The 16,511-nt window shown below is 61.2% G+C and carries 16 protein-coding genes; 9 read left to right on the top strand and 7 right to left on the bottom strand.

The window, feature by feature from the left end; genetic code table 11:
• Positions 1-105: 105 nt before the first annotated feature.
• The 4 genes from odc2 (at position 106) to C0V73_RS02770 (ending at position 3,892) form a co-directional block, all read left to right on the top strand.
• Positions 106-1,239: an ornithine/lysine decarboxylase gene (odc2, locus tag C0V73_RS02785; protein WP_102018448.1), complete on the top strand. Its 1,134-nt coding sequence runs from the start codon at positions 106-108 to the stop codon at positions 1,237-1,239.
• Positions 1,240-1,308: 69 nt separating this feature from the next.
• The gene (locus C0V73_RS02780) at positions 1,309-1,905 is read left to right on the top strand and encodes an N-acetyltransferase (RefSeq protein WP_102018447.1); all 597 of its coding nucleotides are present in this window, start codon (positions 1,309-1,311) and stop codon (positions 1,903-1,905) included.
• A 262-nt stretch (positions 1,906-2,167) separates the two neighbouring features.
• A complete protein-coding gene (locus tag C0V73_RS02775) occupies positions 2,168-2,866 on the top strand; it encodes an OmpW family protein (protein WP_280950970.1) in 699 nt (232 codons plus the stop codon).
• A gap of 393 nt (positions 2,867-3,259) precedes the next feature.
• Positions 3,260-3,892 carry an outer membrane protein gene (locus C0V73_RS02770; protein ID WP_172450047.1) on the top strand — a complete coding sequence of 211 codons (633 nt, stop codon included), beginning with the start codon at positions 3,260-3,262 and terminating at the stop codon, positions 3,890-3,892.
• Positions 3,893-3,962: 70 nt separating this feature from the next.
• Here C0V73_RS02770 and C0V73_RS02765 read toward each other — a convergent pair whose 3' ends face one another.
• The 6 genes from C0V73_RS02765 to C0V73_RS02740 form a co-directional block, all read right to left on the bottom strand.
• Entirely contained in the window at positions 3,963-5,798 is a 1,836-nt protein-coding gene (locus C0V73_RS02765) for a HAMP domain-containing methyl-accepting chemotaxis protein (RefSeq protein WP_102018913.1), read from the bottom strand.
• Positions 5,799-6,097: 299 nt separating this feature from the next.
• Positions 6,098-7,084: a WD40 repeat domain-containing protein gene (locus tag C0V73_RS02760; protein WP_102018444.1), complete on the bottom strand. Its 987-nt coding sequence runs from the start codon at positions 7,082-7,084 to the stop codon at positions 6,098-6,100.
• 67 nt (positions 7,085-7,151) lie between these two features.
• Positions 7,152-8,264, bottom strand: a complete 1,113-nt coding sequence (locus C0V73_RS02755; protein ID WP_102018443.1) for a GTP-binding protein — start codon at positions 8,262-8,264, stop codon at positions 7,152-7,154.
• A gap of 100 nt (positions 8,265-8,364) precedes the next feature.
• Positions 8,365-8,760, bottom strand: a complete 396-nt coding sequence (locus C0V73_RS02750) for a type II toxin-antitoxin system VapC family toxin (RefSeq protein WP_102018442.1) — start codon at positions 8,758-8,760, stop codon at positions 8,365-8,367.
• Positions 8,757-9,035 carry a type II toxin-antitoxin system prevent-host-death family antitoxin gene (locus tag C0V73_RS02745; protein ID WP_102018441.1) on the bottom strand — a complete coding sequence of 93 codons (279 nt, stop codon included), beginning with the start codon at positions 9,033-9,035 and terminating at the stop codon, positions 8,757-8,759. The genes C0V73_RS02750 and C0V73_RS02745 overlap by 4 nt, the downstream gene beginning before the upstream one ends.
• Positions 9,036-9,093: 58 nt before the next feature.
• Complete coding sequence (locus C0V73_RS02740) at positions 9,094-9,885, bottom strand: creatininase family protein (protein ID WP_102018440.1); 792 nt, start codon at positions 9,883-9,885, stop codon at positions 9,094-9,096.
• Between the two features lie 90 nt (positions 9,886-9,975).
• Between C0V73_RS02740 and C0V73_RS02735 the strand changes: the two genes are divergently transcribed.
• The 5 genes from C0V73_RS02735 to C0V73_RS02715 all read left to right on the top strand — a co-directional run bounded on the left by C0V73_RS02735 (position 9,976) and on the right by C0V73_RS02715 (position 14,535).
• Entirely contained in the window at positions 9,976-10,503 is a 528-nt protein-coding gene (locus tag C0V73_RS02735; RefSeq protein ID WP_102018439.1) for a MarR family transcriptional regulator, read from the top strand.
• Positions 10,504-10,579: 76 nt separating this feature from the next.
• Entirely contained in the window at positions 10,580-11,596 is a 1,017-nt protein-coding gene (locus C0V73_RS02730; RefSeq protein ID WP_102018438.1) for a LacI family DNA-binding transcriptional regulator, read from the top strand.
• A 57-nt stretch (positions 11,597-11,653) separates the two neighbouring features.
• The gene (locus C0V73_RS02725) at positions 11,654-12,616 is read left to right on the top strand and encodes a 2-hydroxyacid dehydrogenase (RefSeq protein ID WP_102018437.1); all 963 of its coding nucleotides are present in this window, start codon (positions 11,654-11,656) and stop codon (positions 12,614-12,616) included.
• A 76-nt stretch (positions 12,617-12,692) separates the two neighbouring features.
• Positions 12,693-13,172 carry a hypothetical protein gene (locus C0V73_RS02720; RefSeq protein WP_102018436.1) on the top strand — a complete coding sequence of 160 codons (480 nt, stop codon included), beginning with the start codon at positions 12,693-12,695 and terminating at the stop codon, positions 13,170-13,172.
• Positions 13,173-13,428: 256 nt separating this feature from the next.
• Positions 13,429-14,535, top strand: coding sequence for a TRAP transporter substrate-binding protein (locus C0V73_RS02715; RefSeq protein WP_102018435.1), 1,107 nt, complete (start codon positions 13,429-13,431; stop codon positions 14,533-14,535).
• A gap of 139 nt (positions 14,536-14,674) precedes the next feature.
• Here the strand turns inward: C0V73_RS02715 and C0V73_RS02710 are convergent, their stop codons facing one another.
• A complete protein-coding gene (locus C0V73_RS02710; protein ID WP_102018434.1) occupies positions 14,675-16,510 on the bottom strand; it encodes a TRAP transporter large permease subunit in 1,836 nt (611 codons plus the stop codon).
• Position 16,511: the final 1 nt, after the last annotated feature.

Genomic DNA, 16,511 nt, shown 5'->3' with positions numbered 1-16,511 from the left:
GGTACCGGTGTCTCCACCGACTGGTTTCGAGCGATGTCTCGCCGTCCTTTGTCCATCCGAAGCTTGGCAGCTTCGGGTATCGCTGGAATATGGAAGGTTACATCGATGACCACTGCTCGCATCCTCGACTTCATCAACACCCGACGTCCCGAAGGTCCCTGCCTCGTGGTCGACCTCGACGTCGTGCGCGACAATTTCGGTGCCTTCCGTCATGCCCTGCCGGACAGCGCCATCTACTACGCAGTCAAGGCGAACCCGGCGCCGGAGATCCTCCAGCTCCTGGCCTCGCTGGGCTCGAACTTCGACTGCGCTTCCGTTGCCGAGATCCAGATGGCGCTCGATGCCGGTGCAGATGCTTCGCGCATCTCGTTCGGCAACACCATCAAGAAGGAGCGTGACATCGCGCGTGCCTTCGCACTCGGCGTCAACCTCTATGCCGTCGACAGCCACGAGGAAGTCGAGAAGATCGCCCGTGCTGCTCCTGGCGCTCGTGTGTTCTGCCGCGTCCTGACGGACGGCGAAGGCGCCGAATGGCCGCTTTCCCGCAAGTTCGGCTGCGTGCCGCAGATGGCCGTCGACGTTCTCGTCTACGCACACCAGCTCGGACTCGAATCCTTCGGCGTCTCGTTCCATGTTGGTTCGCAGATGACCAAGGTCGATGCCTGGGACGGCGCTCTTGCCGATGCCAAGCGCGTGTTCAACTCGCTGGCCAAGCAGGGCATCGTCCTCCAGATGGTCAACATGGGTGGTGGTTTCCCGACCAAGTACCTGCGCGACATCCCGTCGGCAGAAGCTTATGGCCTGGCAATCAAGGCGTCGCTGAAGAAGCACTTCGGCAACAACATCCCGCAGACCATCATCGAGCCGGGCCGCGGCATGGTCGGCAATGCCGGCGTGATCAAGGCCGAGGTCGTGCTGATCTCGAAGAAGTCTGACAACGATGAGCACCGCTGGGTGTTCCTCGACATCGGCAAGTTCGGCGGTCTCGCCGAAACCATGGACGAAGCGATCCGTTACCCGATCCGCACCGCCCATGACGCCGACGCGATGGAGCCCTGCGTTCTCGCCGGTCCGACCTGCGATTCGGCCGACGTGATGTACGAGAAGAACATGTATCCGCTGCCGATCTCGCTTTCGATCGGCGACGAGGTTCTGATCGAGGGCACCGGCGCCTACACCACCACCTATTCGGCGGTGGCGTTCAATGGCTTCGACCCGCTGAAGTCCTACGTCATCTGACGTCTCCCGTGCCGGCCAGCCGGCACGGACCTTCACAATCATCGTCATCGCTTGGGATAGGAGGCCAGAATGGCCGCTGTTCTGACCAGCATGCGCGCGCTTTTCGCGCCGGCGCCTGCATTCGTCATTGATCATGAAACGCCGGCCGACGTCGTGGCACGCGAGGCTTTGCTCGACCGCGCCATGGGTAAGGATCGCCGCAAGAAGTCGTCGGAGAAGATCCGCAGCGGCCGGATTCCGGCCGAGGGCCTGGCCCTCGTAGCCCGTGACGCTGCCGGCCATGTCATCGGCACAGTCCGCCTGTGGAACGTCGAAGCCGGCATCAGCCGTGAGGGCAGGGCGATCGACGCCCTTCTGCTCGGCCCGCTCGCGGTCGACGAGGCACATGCCGGCAAGGGCATCGGTGGCGCCTTGATGCGGGCAGCGCTTCTTGAGGCCCGCAAGCGCGGACATGGCGCCGTGCTTCTCGTTGGTGACGCCCCTTACTATGAGCGCTTCGGCTTCTTTGCCGACAAGACGCAGCATCTGGTGATGCCGGGTCCGTTTGCGCGCGACCGCTTCCTGGCGCTGGAACTCGTGCATGGCTGGCTCGAAGGAGCTGCCGGCATGGTGGTCCCGTCCGGTCGCAAGCTGTCGCAGCCGACGGGCCTGCGCCGCGCAGCCTGAACAAGGCTCCCGGATGCTCGCTGAAGGGCCCGGCCGCGATTCGTCGCGCCGGGCCCTTTCCTTTGCGCTCTGTTTTGCACAGCGCTTCTGCGGTGTTTTTCAATCGTCAACTCTGGCTGTGTCGCGCCGGTCACAGTCACACGGGCGATGGTTGTTTTATATAATTAAGATCTAACCTATTGATCTGGCTCAAGATGCTCGTCTCTCCCGGGCTGCTAGCTGGCATTGGCTCAACGCCATTAGTTGTTTCAAGGAGAGAATGATGACCACCGTCCGGACTGCCCCGACCCGCGCTCTTGCCGCGACCGCCACACTGTTGCTGCTCGCTCCGGCTGCCTTTGCGGCGGACATAGCGCCGCTCATGGAACCGGCACCGGAAGCGGCGATCGAGACGGTGGCTGCGTCCAGCCCCTGGCAGATCCGCGTACGCGGCCTCGGCGTCGTCACGCATGATTCGGGTTTCGTCGATGGCGCTGCCGGTTCGGGCCTGTCCTATAGCGACAGCGTGATCCCCGAGCTGGATATCAGCTACTACCTCACCGACAATATCGCGGCCGAACTGATCCTTGGTACGACCTATGCCAATATCTACGGTGAAGGCAGTCTGGCCAGCCTTGGCAAGGTCGGCAAGACCTGGGTGCTGCCGCCGACGCTGACGCTGCAATACCACTTCACCGATTTCGGTGCCTTCAAGCCCTATGTCGGCGCGGGCGTCAACTACACGATGTTCTACAGCCAGAAGGGCGATGCGGCGAGCAGCCTCGACGTCAAGAACACCTTCGGCACGGCACTTCAGGTCGGAGCGGACTATATGGTCAATGAGCACTGGGGCGTGAACTTCGACGTCAAGAAGCTCTTCCTGAAAGCCGACTTCGACGCGACCGTGAACGGTTCTGCGGTCTCGGGGAAGGCGAAGCTCGATCCGTGGCTGATCGGTGCGGGTATCACCTACCGGTTCTAATTGCCTTCCGAGCCAAGTTTTCTTTGAGGGGCGGTGGCCGATGGCGGCCGCCCCTTGCCGTTTGCTCTAGCGGGAAGCCTTTCGCCAAAATCTGTTGCTACACCAATCACTTGGCCATCTGGTATTCGGTTCTCAGCTTCCGTATCTCAACGGCTAGTGTTGCAAATCTCACGCACTCCTCACGCCTTCCTGAAACAGCGCATCTTTTTTCCGCCATACCAAGGAACCATTTTCCTGCTTGGAGCTTCTTGCTGCGGGGTCCGGCGCGAGAATTTCGCACGGGCGGGAACAAATGCGCCGGTTAGGTTTAGATGGTTATGTTGTATAATCATCACATACTTTAACCAGAGATGGCGTTATAAGTGGCCTTGTAACACAGGAGTTAAAAACATGATGAAGAGCATCCTTCTCGGATCTGCCGCCGCTCTGGCGATTTCGACCTCGGCTTTTGCGGCTGACGCAATCTACGAAGCTCCGGCAGAACCGCCGGTAGCCGTCGAAACCGTGCCGCAGTTTTCCTGGGCAGGTGGCTATGCAGGTATTCTGACCGGCTATGGTTGGGGTGACGGCGAAGTTGAAGGCGTCGCAGGCACCGAAAGCTTCGACGGTGCACGTCTCGGCGGTTTCGTCGGCTACAACTTCGACCTCGGCAACCAGCTGGTCGTCGGTCTCGAAGGCGACCTGAACTACGACTGGAATGACGAGACTGTTGCTGGCGTTGGCGACTTCGAGTCCGGCATGAACTGGTCGGCTCGCGCCCGCGTCGGCTATGCCATGGATCGCGCTCTGCTGTACGTTGCCGGTGGTTACGCTGGCACCAACATCGAAGGCGACACCGCAGTTGGCAGCTTCGACGACACGCTGCATGGCTGGACCATCGGCGGTGGCGTTGATTACGCCCTGACCGACCGCATGTTCACCCGCGTCGAATATCGTTACAACGACTTCGGCAGCGGCGACCTCGGCGGCACTGACGTCGACTTCGACCAGCACACGGTCAATGTCGGCCTCGCAGTCAAGTTCTGATCCGATCGATCTGACATAGAAAAGCCCGGCTTCCGCGAGGAGGCCGGGCTTTTTCGTTTTTGGACAGTGGTCAGGCCGCGCGGTGGTCGATCTCGCGGGTGCCTTCTGCCCTGATGTCGCTGCGCCGGTTCAACTGGAAGCGGTTGACCAGCGAGGTCAACTGCACGGCGCCCTCCGCCAGAGTGTGGCTGATCGCTGTCGTTTCCTCGACCATGGCGGCATTCTGCTGCGTCATCTGATCGATGCTGTTGATGGCGGTGCTGATTTCCTGCAGGCCAACCGCCTGTTCGCGGGCAGCGGTTGCGATCGCATCGACATTGGTGTCGATCCGGCTGACGAACTCGCCGATCTGGTCGAGCGCGCTGCCCGTCTCGCCGACGAGCTGCACGCCGGACGAGACTTCGATGCTGGACTTCTGGATCAGCCCCTTGATGTCCCGTGCAGCGGTGGCCGAGCGCTGGGCGAGTTCCCGCACTTCCTGGGCAACGACCGCAAAGCCCTTACCGGCTTCCCCGGCACGAGCCGCCTCGACGCCGGCGTTGAGCGCGAGCAGGTTCGTCTGGAAGGCGATCTCATCGATGACGCCGATGATCTGGCCGATCTCGGAGGAGGCCGTTTCGATCCGCTCCATGGCTGACACGGCCGATCGCACAACACCGCCTGAGGCGACGGCACAGTTCTTGGCCTCGCGCACCAGTTCACGTGTATCGCTGGTGCGCTGCGCAGAAGCACGCACCGTTGCCGTCACCTGTTCGAGTGCGGCCGACGTCTGCTCGAGCGCTGCGGCCTGCTGTTCGGTGCGGTTTGCCAGATTGCTGGAAGCTTCGCGCATCTCCTGGCTGTTTTCCAGCAGACGGCGGGTTTCCTCCATGACCTTTTCCAGCGTCGCCTGGAAGGTGGCGATCGAGTGGTTGAAGTCCTGCCGCAAGGGTTCGAAGCGGGCATCGAAGGCGTCGTCCAGGGTCATGCGGATGTTGCATTCCGCAAGACGGTGAAGGCCGGCACCGAGCGCCTCGATGACGAAGCGCAGCGCTTCGGCCTCGATCAAGCGGTCCTTGTCACGCAAGTTGCGTTCCCGGTCGACTTCCGCGCGGGCGGCCTCCGTTTCGGCCTGCAGACGCTGATTTTCGAGACCTGACTGACGAAAGACCTCGACGGCTGCAGCGATGTGGCCAATTTCGTCACGGCGGTTGGCGTGCGGGACGGTGGCGGTGAAGTCGCCCGATGCCATGTTGGTCATGAAGTCGGTGATTTCTCCGAGCGGTTTCAACGCGCGGCGGTGGATGAAGAAGACACTGCCGAGTGCTGTCGCAATCAGGAGCAGGCCGAGGGTCAGGACAAGAGCCTCGCGGCTGGCGGATTCGGCTGCCGCAAACCCTTCTCGATCAACCAGATACTCGCTCGCCATCGTGACGAGTTCGTTCACCGAGGTCTCGTGGTCATGGAATTGGAGCTTGAGCTTCGAGAGAATCGGAGTGATAGCGCTGGCATCGCCGGCAACAAGCGCGGGCTTGAGGTCGTTCTGCAACGTGGCCCAATAGAGATCACCCTTTGCGATGACTTCATTATAAAGCTTGGCGCGCAGATTTTCGGGCAGCGTCGAGTTCTTCCAGTATTCCCGGCGCTCATCATAGAGCTTGTTGAGCAGATCGAAGCGCGGCAGGTTTACCCCTGCTGTGTCCGGATGGACGAAGACCTCATTGGCCAGCGCATAGGATTCGATCAGGTAGAGCGGCGGCGGCAGGATGTCGGCGATCAGATCTTTTCCGTCCACGATCTGCTTGTAGATCGGGCCGTTGACCTTGAGCGTCTGCAGCGTCTGGGCACCAACACCCGCGACGGCGACTATCCCGGCTGCAAGGCAAAGACCTGCTGCCGTCACCACAATTTTCAGGTTGAGATTCATGTTGCGTCCGTTCGCAGTCCGCCCGTCGGCGCGGCGCATGGATAAGCGCCCGCGGCCAGGCAGCCATGGTTGAAGAAGAATTGAATAGGCTATGTTGGAATGATTCCCAGTCCCGACGAGACGCGGCTGTTTTGTCTCTCGCTCGTCCTCCCTCAAATTAGGGAGGTAATTACTACCACATGGTTAAGGTGAGTAATTGATGAACGAGACAGTGCAAATTTTTATACTATTTGACCTTAGGCGCGATTTTTCACGCGTTTACACGCAACTAAAACGCTTTGAGGCGTGATTTTCAGCAATCAGCCGGTGATGTCGACGACGCCGCAGTCGCCCGCTTCGGAGGCGAAGGCGAGCAGTTTGCCGGTGCTGCTCCAGGCAATCGAGGTGATCGCACCCTTACCCGGGCGGCGCAGTAGCGCCTCCTTATTGTCGGCGATGCGGACCGCGAGGATCATGCCGTCTATGAAACCGATCGCCAGCACCTCTTCGATCGGATGGAAAGCGACCTGGGTGACAAGGATGTTGGCGCGGGTGCCGAGCTCTAGGGGCGCCTTGCCCATCGGGCCGTCCTTGCCGGAAAACGGCCAGACGATAGCGGCGGGTGCGCCTGAAGAGGCAAGCCATTTGCCCTTGGGTGACCAGGAGAGGGATTTGACCTTGGCGGGGTAGCCGGTCATGCGCATATGGCGGGTGTCGGCGGCCTTGCCGTCGAGCTTCCAGCCGTGCAGCGCCGATTCCTGCATCATGGTCACGACGAAGCGGCCATCGGGCGAGAAGGTGACGCCGGTATGGGCGCCCTTCCAGTCGAGATCGACCGGAGCACCTGCCGTGCCAACCCAGTGGAGCGTCACGCCATTGTAGCGGGCGACGGCGATGCGCAGGCCCTTGGGCGCAAAATCGACTGCCTCGACCGTGCGCTCCTCGGTGAATTCCTTTGTAGTCCCATCAGCGAGGCGGACAAATGTCGACTTGCCATGGGCATACGCCACGGCCCCTTGAGGGCCCGGCGCCACAACCGAGATCCACTTGCGCGGCACGTGGGCAAGTTCGCTCACGGTGCCGTCATGCGCAATGCGCAACACGCGACCGTCTTCGCCGCCAGTCAGCAGCGTCTGGCTGGCGGCATCCTTGACGCAGGTGAGGAGGCCGGCATTGGCCTCCGTTACCTTTTCGCCGCCGTCCAGCCGATGGATGGCACCCGTCGCGGCAGCAAAGACCGGGATGTCTCCCAGGAAATGGGTCGAGACAACGTGACCTTCGATATCGAGAGGGGCGACTGTCGGCATATTACAAGGCTTTCTTTCAGGCAGAGGTCAGGCGGAGAAGGGCGCAAACGCGCCCCGCTCGTTCGATTCAGGCAGAGGCTTCGCAGGCCTTGAAGCTTGCTTCCAGCTTCTCGCGGTCGAGCTCGCGGCCAATAAAGACAAGCCGGCTTTCGCGCTTCTCGCCATCCTTCCACGGGCGCTGGTGGTCACCCTCGACGATCATGTGTACGCCCTGGACGACATAGCGCTCCTCATCGCCCTTGAAGGCGATAATGCCCTTCAAGCGCAGGATGTTCGGGCCTTGTGTCTGGGTCACCTTCTGGATCCAGGGGAAGAAGCGATCCGGGTTCATCTCGCCGCCGCGAAGCGAGACAGAGGTCACGGTCACGTCGTGGATGGCAGACGGGGCGTGGTCGTGATGGTGGTGGCCGTGTCCGTGGTCATGATGATGGTGATCATGCCCGTGATCATGGTCATGATGGTCATGGCCGTGGTGGTGGTGATCTTGATCGCAATCCGGGCCGCAGACGTGGTCCGGGTCGTCGTGATCGAGGAAATGCGGATCGTTTTCCAGCGCGCGCTCGAGATTGAAGGCACCCTGGTCGAGGACCTTCGACAAATCAACGCCGGAACGGGTGGTCGAGTAGATGCGGGCCGAAGGATTGATCGCGCGCACGATGTGCTCGATCTGGTGCAGCTCATCATGGCTGACGAGATCGGCCTTGTTGATGACGACGACATCGGCAAAGGCGATCTGGTCTTCGGCTTCGCGGCTGTCCTTCAGACGCAGCGGCAGGTGCTTGGCATCGACCAGCGCGACGACGGCGTCGAGCTCGGTCTTGGAGCGAACGTCGTCGTCCATGAAGAATGTCTGGGCGACCGGTACCGGGTCGGCGAGGCCCGTGGTCTCGACGATGATACCGTCGAAGCGGCCCGGGCGGCGCATCAAACCTTCCACGACGCGGATCAGGTCGCCGCGCACGGTGCAGCAGACGCAGCCGTTGTTCATCTCGTAGATTTCTTCGTCCGACTCGACGATCAGGTCGTTGTCGATGCCGATCTCGCCGAACTCATTGACGATGACAGCGTATTTCTTGCCGTGGTTCTCGGAGAGAATGCGGTTCAACAGCGTCGTCTTGCCGGCGCCGAGGTAGCCGGTGAGCACGGTGACGGGTGTCGGTTTCGCGGATGCTTCGGTCATGAAAGCCTCTGATGTCAGGGGGCGCCGGGCGATGCGGCTGTAATGGTGTTACCCCCATATAGGCGTTCCGCTTTGCCAGTTCAAAGGCTTTCGTGTGGGGTCAGGCGGCGGACAGGGCCGAGCGGATATCGGTGCGGGCGAAATCGTCACCGACATAGAGGAGGGGGCAGTCAAACTCTTTGGCCGTGGCGTAGGAAAAGCAGTCGCCGAAATTGAGGGCTGCGGGGTGAAAGCCCTTGCCGAAGCGCTTATAGGCTGCGGCGGCGAGTTCAGCGCGTGATGACGTCAGAGGGATGATTTCAATGACCGATGCCGTAATGAGCATCTTCATTTCTGCGAGCCGCTGATTGCGCGCAGCGACGATGTGGGCTTCAGTCAAGATGGCAGCAGACATTAGAAGGCGCCGAGATCCATCCGACAGAATGGCCTCGCATTCAACGGCTGCAGTCTCTGTCTTGAGGATCGCCATCAGCGCCGAGGTGTCGACCACGATCACTTAGGTAGACCATTTTCGTCATATAGAAAGTCCTGGCTTCTCGCTGCCGTTTCATCTGGAAAGGGGTCTGGTATCTCTGCAACGCGTTGCTGTAGCTGCTTGAAGAGCTGCCGCCGTTCCTCTTGCGAGAGAGTTGGCCGCCTTTCTGAAGCTTCAACCGGTCGCAGCACGACAGCATCCTGCCCGTCGCGGGTGATGATGACGGGCTCTCCGCGTTCGGCTCGTTCTACGAGTTCTTCCACCCGTGCGGCTGCCTGCTCCATGGAAACACGCATGCTTCTTCCTCACGATCTCTCGCAATGAATATGCGCCTTACCTCTCGAGCCTGCAAGCTCACGTCAATGTTGCCACATCAAACCCACGCACGTCATCCAGCAGTTCCAAAATGCCCCTCACGGCATGCGCAATCAGTTGCTCCCCCCGTTCCGCGGTTGCCGCCGCCGCGTTGCCGGCGACGCCATCGGGGTTGAGGTCCGACATCTTCCAGCCGAAGGCGTGTGGACCATAGGCGCGCAGGTGTCTGTACCTGGCGGAAAACTCGGATTGGCGCGAGGGAAAGGCGGCGGCCTCCGTCATGTCGACCTTCTCAGGCGCCAGCGCCAGCATCACCGAGGTCTCTATGTCTCCGCCGTGGATGTCGATAGCCTTGTCTTCCGGGCTCATCCAGCCCTCCGGCTGGCCGAAGCGGGTCCAGCTGGTGGCGACCACCAGCATGTCGAAACGAACCCGGGCTTCCGTCGCGACAATTGTCAGGAGCGGGGAATTGCCGCCATGGGCATTGAGCAGGACGAGCTTGCGGATGCCCTGGCGATGGAGGTCCTCGGCGATGCCCAGCCAGCGATTGACGGCTTCGTCAAAGGCGAGGCTGCGGGTGCCCTCGACGTCCATGTGTTCGATGGAATAGCCGACAGGTTCGACCGGTAGCATGGTGACAGGCAGGTGTTCGGGAAGTGCTGCGACCACACGCCCAGTTATGCCGGTCGCGATGATCGTGTCGGTTTCGAAGGGCAGGTGGGGGCCGTGCTGCTCATGGGCGCCGAGCGGCAGGACGGCGATCCAGTCGTGCCGATCTGCGGCAGTCAGTTCCGGATCGTTATCCTTGAACCACGGGGCTGGTTTCGCCATCTGGTCTAAGCTCCTGATCTTCGTTATGCATTGCAGCCATCGCTGCGTGTATGAAGTGGCGACCGCAGCGTGTGTCGACCGGGGAGAGTCATGGCGAAAAAGGACAAGGCCGACAAGGACCGCGGCGAAAAGAAGAAGAGCAAGAAGAAGGAGCCACCACGCTCCGGCGTTCTGTGTGCCAGCGTTACCCAAGTTGCGCGTTCGATGCGCACCCATCTTTCCCATGGTCTTGCCGCAAGCGGTCTTTACCCCGGCCAGGACGGCGTCGTGCAACTGCTCGCCCAGGAAGACGGGCAGACGCCCGGGGCGCTCGCCCATCAGCTTGGCGTAAAGGCTCCGACCATGACCCGCACGATCGGGCGTATGGAGGCGCAGGGTTTTGTCCTGCGTCGCACCGATGATCGCGACGGCCGGCTTACCAAGGTCTATCTGACCGATGAAGGTCGCGGCAGCGTTGCCCGCATCGCAGGCGCCATGGAAGCCTGTGAGACGCAGGCGGTTCAGGGTTTGTCGGGCAAGGAGCTGAAGACGCTGGTGAAGCTCTTGTCTCTTATCGAGGGCAATCTCTCCGGCAATGTGGTCATACGACCTTCGAACGAGGCCGAGGAAGACGATTGAAACGGCTCCTTAAATTGTTTAATTAAAACTTTTAAGGGCGATGAAATGCCCGCCGATCTGCTGCGAGGGAGGAAACGTGGCACAAAAGGTAAAGCTTTCGACCATTGCGGAGTCGCTGGGTCTTTCGACCGCCACCATCTCGCTTGCGCTTCGTGACAGCCCGCTTGTCGCCGCCGATACCCGCGAGAAGATCAAGGAACAGGCGCGCGCCCTCGGCTATATCTACAACCGTCGTGCCGCCAGCCTGCGCACCTCGCGCTCCGGGATCATCGGCGTCGTGGTGCATGACATCATGAACCCGTTCTACGGCGAAATCCTGAAAGCCATCGAGACCGAGCTCGACCGCAGCCGCCACACCTTCATTCTTTCCAACCATTACGACAGCGTCGACAAACAGCGGATGTTCGTGGAGACTTTGCTGCAGCTCGGTGGTGACGGCGTCATCATGTCGCCAGCGATCGGCACGCCGCCGGAGGATGTGCTGCTGGCGGAAAACAACGGCATGCCAGCCATCTTCATCGCGCGTTCGATGGAGGGCCTCGACGTTCCGATCTATCGCGGTGACGACACCTATGGCATTTCGCTCGCCACCAATCATCTGATCGGTCTTGGCCATCGCTCGATAGCCATGATCGGGGGCACGGATCAGACTTCGACTGGGCGCGACCGCTACCAAGGTTACGTCAACGCGCTGCGCAAGGCCGGCATCGAGGTTGATCCCGGTCTGCGCATTCCGGGTCCCCGCACCAAGCAGGGTGGCTTCGAGGCCGCGGTGAATTTCCTCTCGCTCCCCCAGAAGCCGACGGCGGCGGTGTGCTGGAACGATCTGGTCGCGATCGGGTTGATGAACGGTATTGCGCGTGCGGGGCTCATTCCCGGCCAGGACATTTCCGTCACGGGTTATGACGACCTCGAGGAAGCCTCGATTGCCACGCCGTCGCTGACCACCGTCTGGAACGGTCAGGCTGAGGTCGGGCGGCTTGCGGCCCGCGCGCTTCTCGACAAGCTTGCCGGCAGCCATGAGCCTGACGGCATACACCTGATCAAGCCCGAGATGCGCATCCGCCAGTCGACGGGTCCGATCCGCCGCTGAGCGTCGGCCGGTTGTTCAATCCGGCCGCTCCCCATCCTTGCCTGCCAGGAGACAGTTATGTCCGATCGCCCCCTCGTCTTGATCCCCGGTCGCATTCATTCGCGGGTGCGTGCCCGTCTTGCCGAAACGTTTGAACTGCTGGAGGTCGCTGACGCGTCGGCGACCGAGGCGACGCCGGAGCAATTGTCGCGCGTGCGCGGAGCTACTGTGTCGGGTCGTTTCCCGGCCTCGCTCATCGATCGCCTGCCCAAACTCGAAGTGATCGGCAGCTTTGGTGTCGGTTATGACGGTGTCGATGTGAAGGCTGCGGCCGCGCACGGCATCGTGGTCACCAACACGCCTGATGTCCTGAACGATGAAGTGGCCGATACGACGATCGCGCTGCTCCTCAATACCCTGCGCCAGTTCTTCTTCGCAGAGCGCTACCTGCGTGAGGGGCGTTGGGAGAAGGAAGGTGCGTTTCCGTTGTCGCCCCTGTCACTCAAGGGGCGGAAGGTCGGGATTCATGGTCTCGGTCGTATCGGCATGGAGATCGCCTCGCGGCTTGCGCCATTCAAAGTCGAGATCGCCTACCACACGCGACGACCGCGCACGGATGTGCCCTATGCCTATCACGACAGCCTCGTCGGACTGGCCGCGGCCGTCGATATCATGATTTCGATCGTGCCCTCCACACCTCAGACCAATGGGGCGATCAATGCCGCGGTGCTGGAAGCCCTTGGCTCGAATGGCGTGCTCATCAATGTCGGTCGTGGCTCGACTGTGGATGAGCCAGCTTTGATCGCGGCGCTCCAGAAGGGGACGATTGCTGCAGCCGGCCTCGATGTCTTTGCGGATGAGCCTCGCGTGCCTCAGGCGCTGATCGACTTGCCCAATTTATCCCTGCTTCCGCATGTTGCGTCTGCTTCCGTGCCGACGCGCGATGCGATGGCCGACCTCGTTGTCGACAATCTCATTGCCTGGTTTCAGACCGGCAAACCGCTGACGCCAGTGCCGGAGACGCCACACAAACCTGCCTGATTCGGCAGTTCAGCCTTCCGCAAGCTTGAGGGAGCATCCTGTTCGGACATGGGGTTTCGAGCGGAAGGATGCTCCGATGAACGCCTCTCTCGTCATCGTGACGACGGCACTGGTGTGTGCAGGTGTTTCGGCTGTCGGGCTCAGCTTCTGGGCCATGCCGCAGCCCTCCGAGCCCTTAGTGGCAGATCCGATCGTCCTTGGAACGATCCCGACGCCAGGTGCTTCGCCGTCTGGACTATCCGCCTCGCTGCAGGCGGGTACCGTTTCCCCGCCGGCCATCTTCTCGGTCTCCAACTTTAAAAGTCGGACGGTCTGTCTCGTCGAACGCGGAGCGGCCTTGACCAGCCGAAGCCGAGATTTCTTTGCGCCACCCGACTGCGAGCAAGTCTGGCCCGGCCTGACGCGCGCCAGCAACTGGACGCAGAACGAGGACGGCAGCGTGACGATCAGCGATGCCGCCGGGGCGACCGTGTTGACGCTCGTGCGCGGACAACACTTTTCCTATGAGGCAACAGACGCGCCGGATGCTGATCTGGCGCTCCTCATGCTGCCCTGAGCGCGCCTGTCACCGGCCGAAAATGTCCTTGTAAAAATGGCTTGCACATCGCCCTGGTTGTAGGTCTCTGGGAAGTAAATGCGTGTTCGCGCTAACATCGCGGTTGATAAAAATTGGCACGCGCAAGTGAAAGCTCTCATCCAAAAGAATAGCTCCCAAGCGCTTGAAAGGCTTTGGACAAAATGGTTAGCTCGCGCATCGCTGCCGGGAGGGGCCGACGATGCCCGCCGGTGGGGCAACAACTGGGAGGTAGTTCATGGATCGTCGTTCATTCATCAAGAAGGCTGGCGTGGCCAGTGCAGGCGCTGCTGCGTCTGCCGTCTTGGCAGCACCCGCCATCGCGCAGGAAAATCCGAAAATCACCTGGCGCCTGACCTCGTCTTTCCCGAAGGCGCTCGACACCATTTTCGGTGCTGCCAACGACGTCGCGGAACGCGTCAAGGCCGCCAGCAACGGCAACTTCGAAATCCAGGTCTTTTCTGCGGGTGAAATCGTGCCCGGACTTCAGGCCAATGACGCCGTGGCCGCAGGCACGGTCGAGATGTCGCACACCGCCAACTACTATTACTGGGGCAAGGACCCCACCTACGCCCTTGCGACAGCCGTCCCGTTCGGTCTCAATGCCCGCCTTCAGAACGCCTGGTTCTATCAGGCGAACGGCAACGAACTGCTGAACGAATTCTTCGCCACCCAGGGCCTCTACGGCCTGCCGGCCGGCAATACCGGTGCGCAGATGGGTGGTTGGTTCCGTAAAGAGATCAATACGCTCGATGACCTCAAGGGTCTGAAGATGCGCATCGGCGGTTTCGCCGGCAAGGTCATCGAAAAGCTCGGCGTCGTGCCGCAGCAGATCGCTGGTGGCGATATCTATCCGGCGCTGGAAAAGGGCACGATCGATGCCACCGAGTGGGTCGGTCCTTATGACGACCAGAAGCTCGGCTTCTTCAAGGTCGCGCAGTACTACTACTATCCTGGCTGGTGGGAAGGTGGCGCTACGCTGCATGCCATGGTCAACCTCGAAAAGTGGAACAGCCTTCCGGCCCATTATCAGGCAATCCTGCATGACGCCTGCGCCTTCGCAAACGCCAACATGCTGGCGAAGTACGACGTCAAGAACCCGGTCGCGGTCAAGGAACTCGTTGGCTCCGGCGCCGTGCTGCGTCCGTTCAGCCAGGAAATCCTGACCGCCTGCTACGAAGCCTCGCTTGCGACGTATGAAGAGATCAATGCCTCCAACGCGGCCTTCAAGAAGATCTACGACAGCCAGCTGGCGTTCAAGAAGGACGCCTATCTCTGGATGCAGCTGCCGGATTACACCTTCGACACCTTCATGATGATGCAGCAGCGCGCCAACAAGCTCTGATCAACAATTGCATCTCGACAGTCAGCAGCCCCGGTCCTCGCGACCGGGGCTTTTTTCTTGCGCCTTCGGGCAAAACAAAACCCCGGCGCGAGGCCGGGGTTCTGCGGATCTGTCGTCGTGCTGTGGACTTTAGCCGCCGTTACTGAATGACAGGCGGCTGGCTCAGGTCCATCGAAGGTGCCGGTGCTGGGGCAGGTGCGGCTGGTGCCGCGCCTGCTGGCGGCTGGATGGCCGGAGGCTGGCCGAGATCGAGGGGCGGCAGGCCGAGTGCCGGCTGCTGGCCTGCACCGCCAGCCGGTGCCTCGCTGCCGAGCGGTGGCAGGCCGAAGGACGGCATGGTAATGCCGCCGCCGTCGGTCGGCTGCGGGATGGTGATCTGGATCGTGCTCGGATCCTGGACAACTGCATCGCCCTTGTAATGCATCACCAGACCCGGGAAGGCGATGACCGTGATGATCGCCAGGAACTGGATGATGATGAAGGGCAGCACACCCTTGTAGATGTCCAGCGTCTTGATGCCGTCCTGCATCTGGCCGGTGACCTTGTCCCTCCATCTGCCCTCCGGCGCGACCGAGCGCAGGTAGAAGAGCGAGAAGCCGAAGGGTGGCGTGAGGAAGGAGGTCTGCAGGTTGATGCCCAGAATGATGCCGAACCAGACGAGGTCGATCCCCAGGCTCTGGGCGACCGGGACCAGAAGCGGCACCATGATGAAGGCGATCTCGAAGAAGTCGAGGAAGCAGCCAAGGATGAAGACGATGATCGTGACAACGATCAGGAAGCCATACTCCCCGCCCGGAAGCGCCAGCATCAGGTCTTCGACCCAGACATTGCCGTTGATGCCGTAGAAGGTCAGACCGAAGACACGGGCGCCGATCAGGATCATCATGACGAAGGCCGAGAGACGCGTGGTGGCGTCGAGAGCGTTCTTCAGGATGGCGAGGTTCAGGCGTCCCTTGGCTGCGGCGATGATCAGAGCGCCGGTCGCGCCCATGGCGCCGCCTTCTGTCGGCGTTGCGATGCCGAGGAAGATCGTGCCGAGAACCAGGAAGATCAGCGCCAGCGGCGGCACCATGACGATGATGACTTCCTGGGCGAGACGCGAGATCACGTTCAACTGCATACCGCGATTGACGAGCGCGAAGACGTAGACGGAGATGACGCCGAAGGCGAGTGCCGCCACCAACTGCCACTCGGCGCTTGCGATGCCGGTGAACAGGATGTGATAGCCGAGGAAGTAAAGGCCCGTGCCGATGGCGATCATCACCAGAAGCGAGGTTACGCCATCACCGAGAGTGCGAGCTTCCTTGGGAAGGGCAGGTGCCCATTCCGGCTTGATGATGGTGACCGCGAAGATGTAGGCGCAGTAAGCCGCGATGATCATCAGGGCCGGGTAGAGCGCGCCGACATACATGTCGCCGACCGAGCGGCCGAGCTGGTCGGCCATGACGATCAGAACGAGCGAAGGCGGAACGATCTGGGCAAGCGTACCGGAGGCCGCTATCGTGCCCGAGACCAGCGGGCCATTATACTTGTAGCGCAGCATGATCGGCAGCGAGATCAGGCCCATGGCCATAACCGAGGCTGCGACGACGCCGGTGGTTGCGCCAAGCAGCGCGCCGACGAGGATGACGGCATAGGCAAGACCGCCACGGATCGGGCCGAACAGCTGGCCGATCGTGTCGAGCAGGTCTTCCGCCATGCGCGATCGTTCCAGAATGATGCCCATGAGCGTGAAGAACGGGATCGACAGCAGAGTGTCGTTATACATGATCCCGTAGATGCGCTCCGGATGCGACTGGAGCAGCGGCCAGAAGAGGCGGATCTCCGACGAGAAGATCGACAGTTCGACGCCGAGCACGAAGTAGATCAAACCACCGGCTGCAAGCGTGAAGGCGACCGGATAGCCAAGCAGCAGCATGGCCATGACGGTCGTGAACATGATCGGCGCGAGATTGTGGGCGATAAGGTCGATCATC

This window comes from Rhizobium sp. TH135, from assembly GCF_002855515.1.
GTDB lineage: Bacteria > Pseudomonadota > Alphaproteobacteria > Rhizobiales > Rhizobiaceae > Allorhizobium.
This window is presented reverse-complemented; position numbering and strand designations above follow the sequence as displayed.

Bases quoted from the DNA above. Each gene is read 5' to 3' on its own strand.
- odc2 (WP_102018448.1), top strand. From the start codon at position 106: ATGACCACTGCTCGCATCCTCGACTTCATCAACACCCGACGTCCCGAA.
- C0V73_RS02780 (WP_102018447.1), top strand. From the start codon at position 1,309: ATGGCCGCTGTTCTGACCAGCATGCGCGCGCTTTTCGCGCCGGCGCCT.
- C0V73_RS02775 (WP_280950970.1), top strand. From the start codon at position 2,168: ATGACCACCGTCCGGACTGCCCCGACCCGCGCTCTTGCCGCGACCGCC.
- C0V73_RS02770 (WP_172450047.1), top strand. From the start codon at position 3,260: ATGAAGAGCATCCTTCTCGGATCTGCCGCCGCTCTGGCGATTTCGACC.
- C0V73_RS02765 (WP_102018913.1), bottom strand. From the start codon at position 5,798: ATGAATCTCAACCTGAAAATTGTGGTGACGGCAGCAGGTCTTTGCCTT.
- C0V73_RS02760 (WP_102018444.1), bottom strand. From the start codon at position 7,084: ATGCCGACAGTCGCCCCTCTCGATATCGAAGGTCACGTTGTCTCGACC.
- C0V73_RS02755 (WP_102018443.1), bottom strand. From the start codon at position 8,264: ATGACCGAAGCATCCGCGAAACCGACACCCGTCACCGTGCTCACCGGC.
- C0V73_RS02745 (WP_102018441.1), bottom strand. From the start codon at position 9,035: ATGCGTGTTTCCATGGAGCAGGCAGCCGCACGGGTGGAAGAACTCGTA.
- C0V73_RS02740 (WP_102018440.1), bottom strand. From the start codon at position 9,885: ATGGCGAAACCAGCCCCGTGGTTCAAGGATAACGATCCGGAACTGACT.
- C0V73_RS02735 (WP_102018439.1), top strand. From the start codon at position 9,976: ATGGCGAAAAAGGACAAGGCCGACAAGGACCGCGGCGAAAAGAAGAAG.
- C0V73_RS02725 (WP_102018437.1), top strand. From the start codon at position 11,654: ATGTCCGATCGCCCCCTCGTCTTGATCCCCGGTCGCATTCATTCGCGG.
- C0V73_RS02720 (WP_102018436.1), top strand. From the start codon at position 12,693: ATGAACGCCTCTCTCGTCATCGTGACGACGGCACTGGTGTGTGCAGGT.
- C0V73_RS02715 (WP_102018435.1), top strand. From the start codon at position 13,429: ATGGATCGTCGTTCATTCATCAAGAAGGCTGGCGTGGCCAGTGCAGGC.
- C0V73_RS02710 (WP_102018434.1), bottom strand. From the start codon at position 16,510: ATGATCGACCTTATCGCCCACAATCTCGCGCCGATCATGTTCACGACC.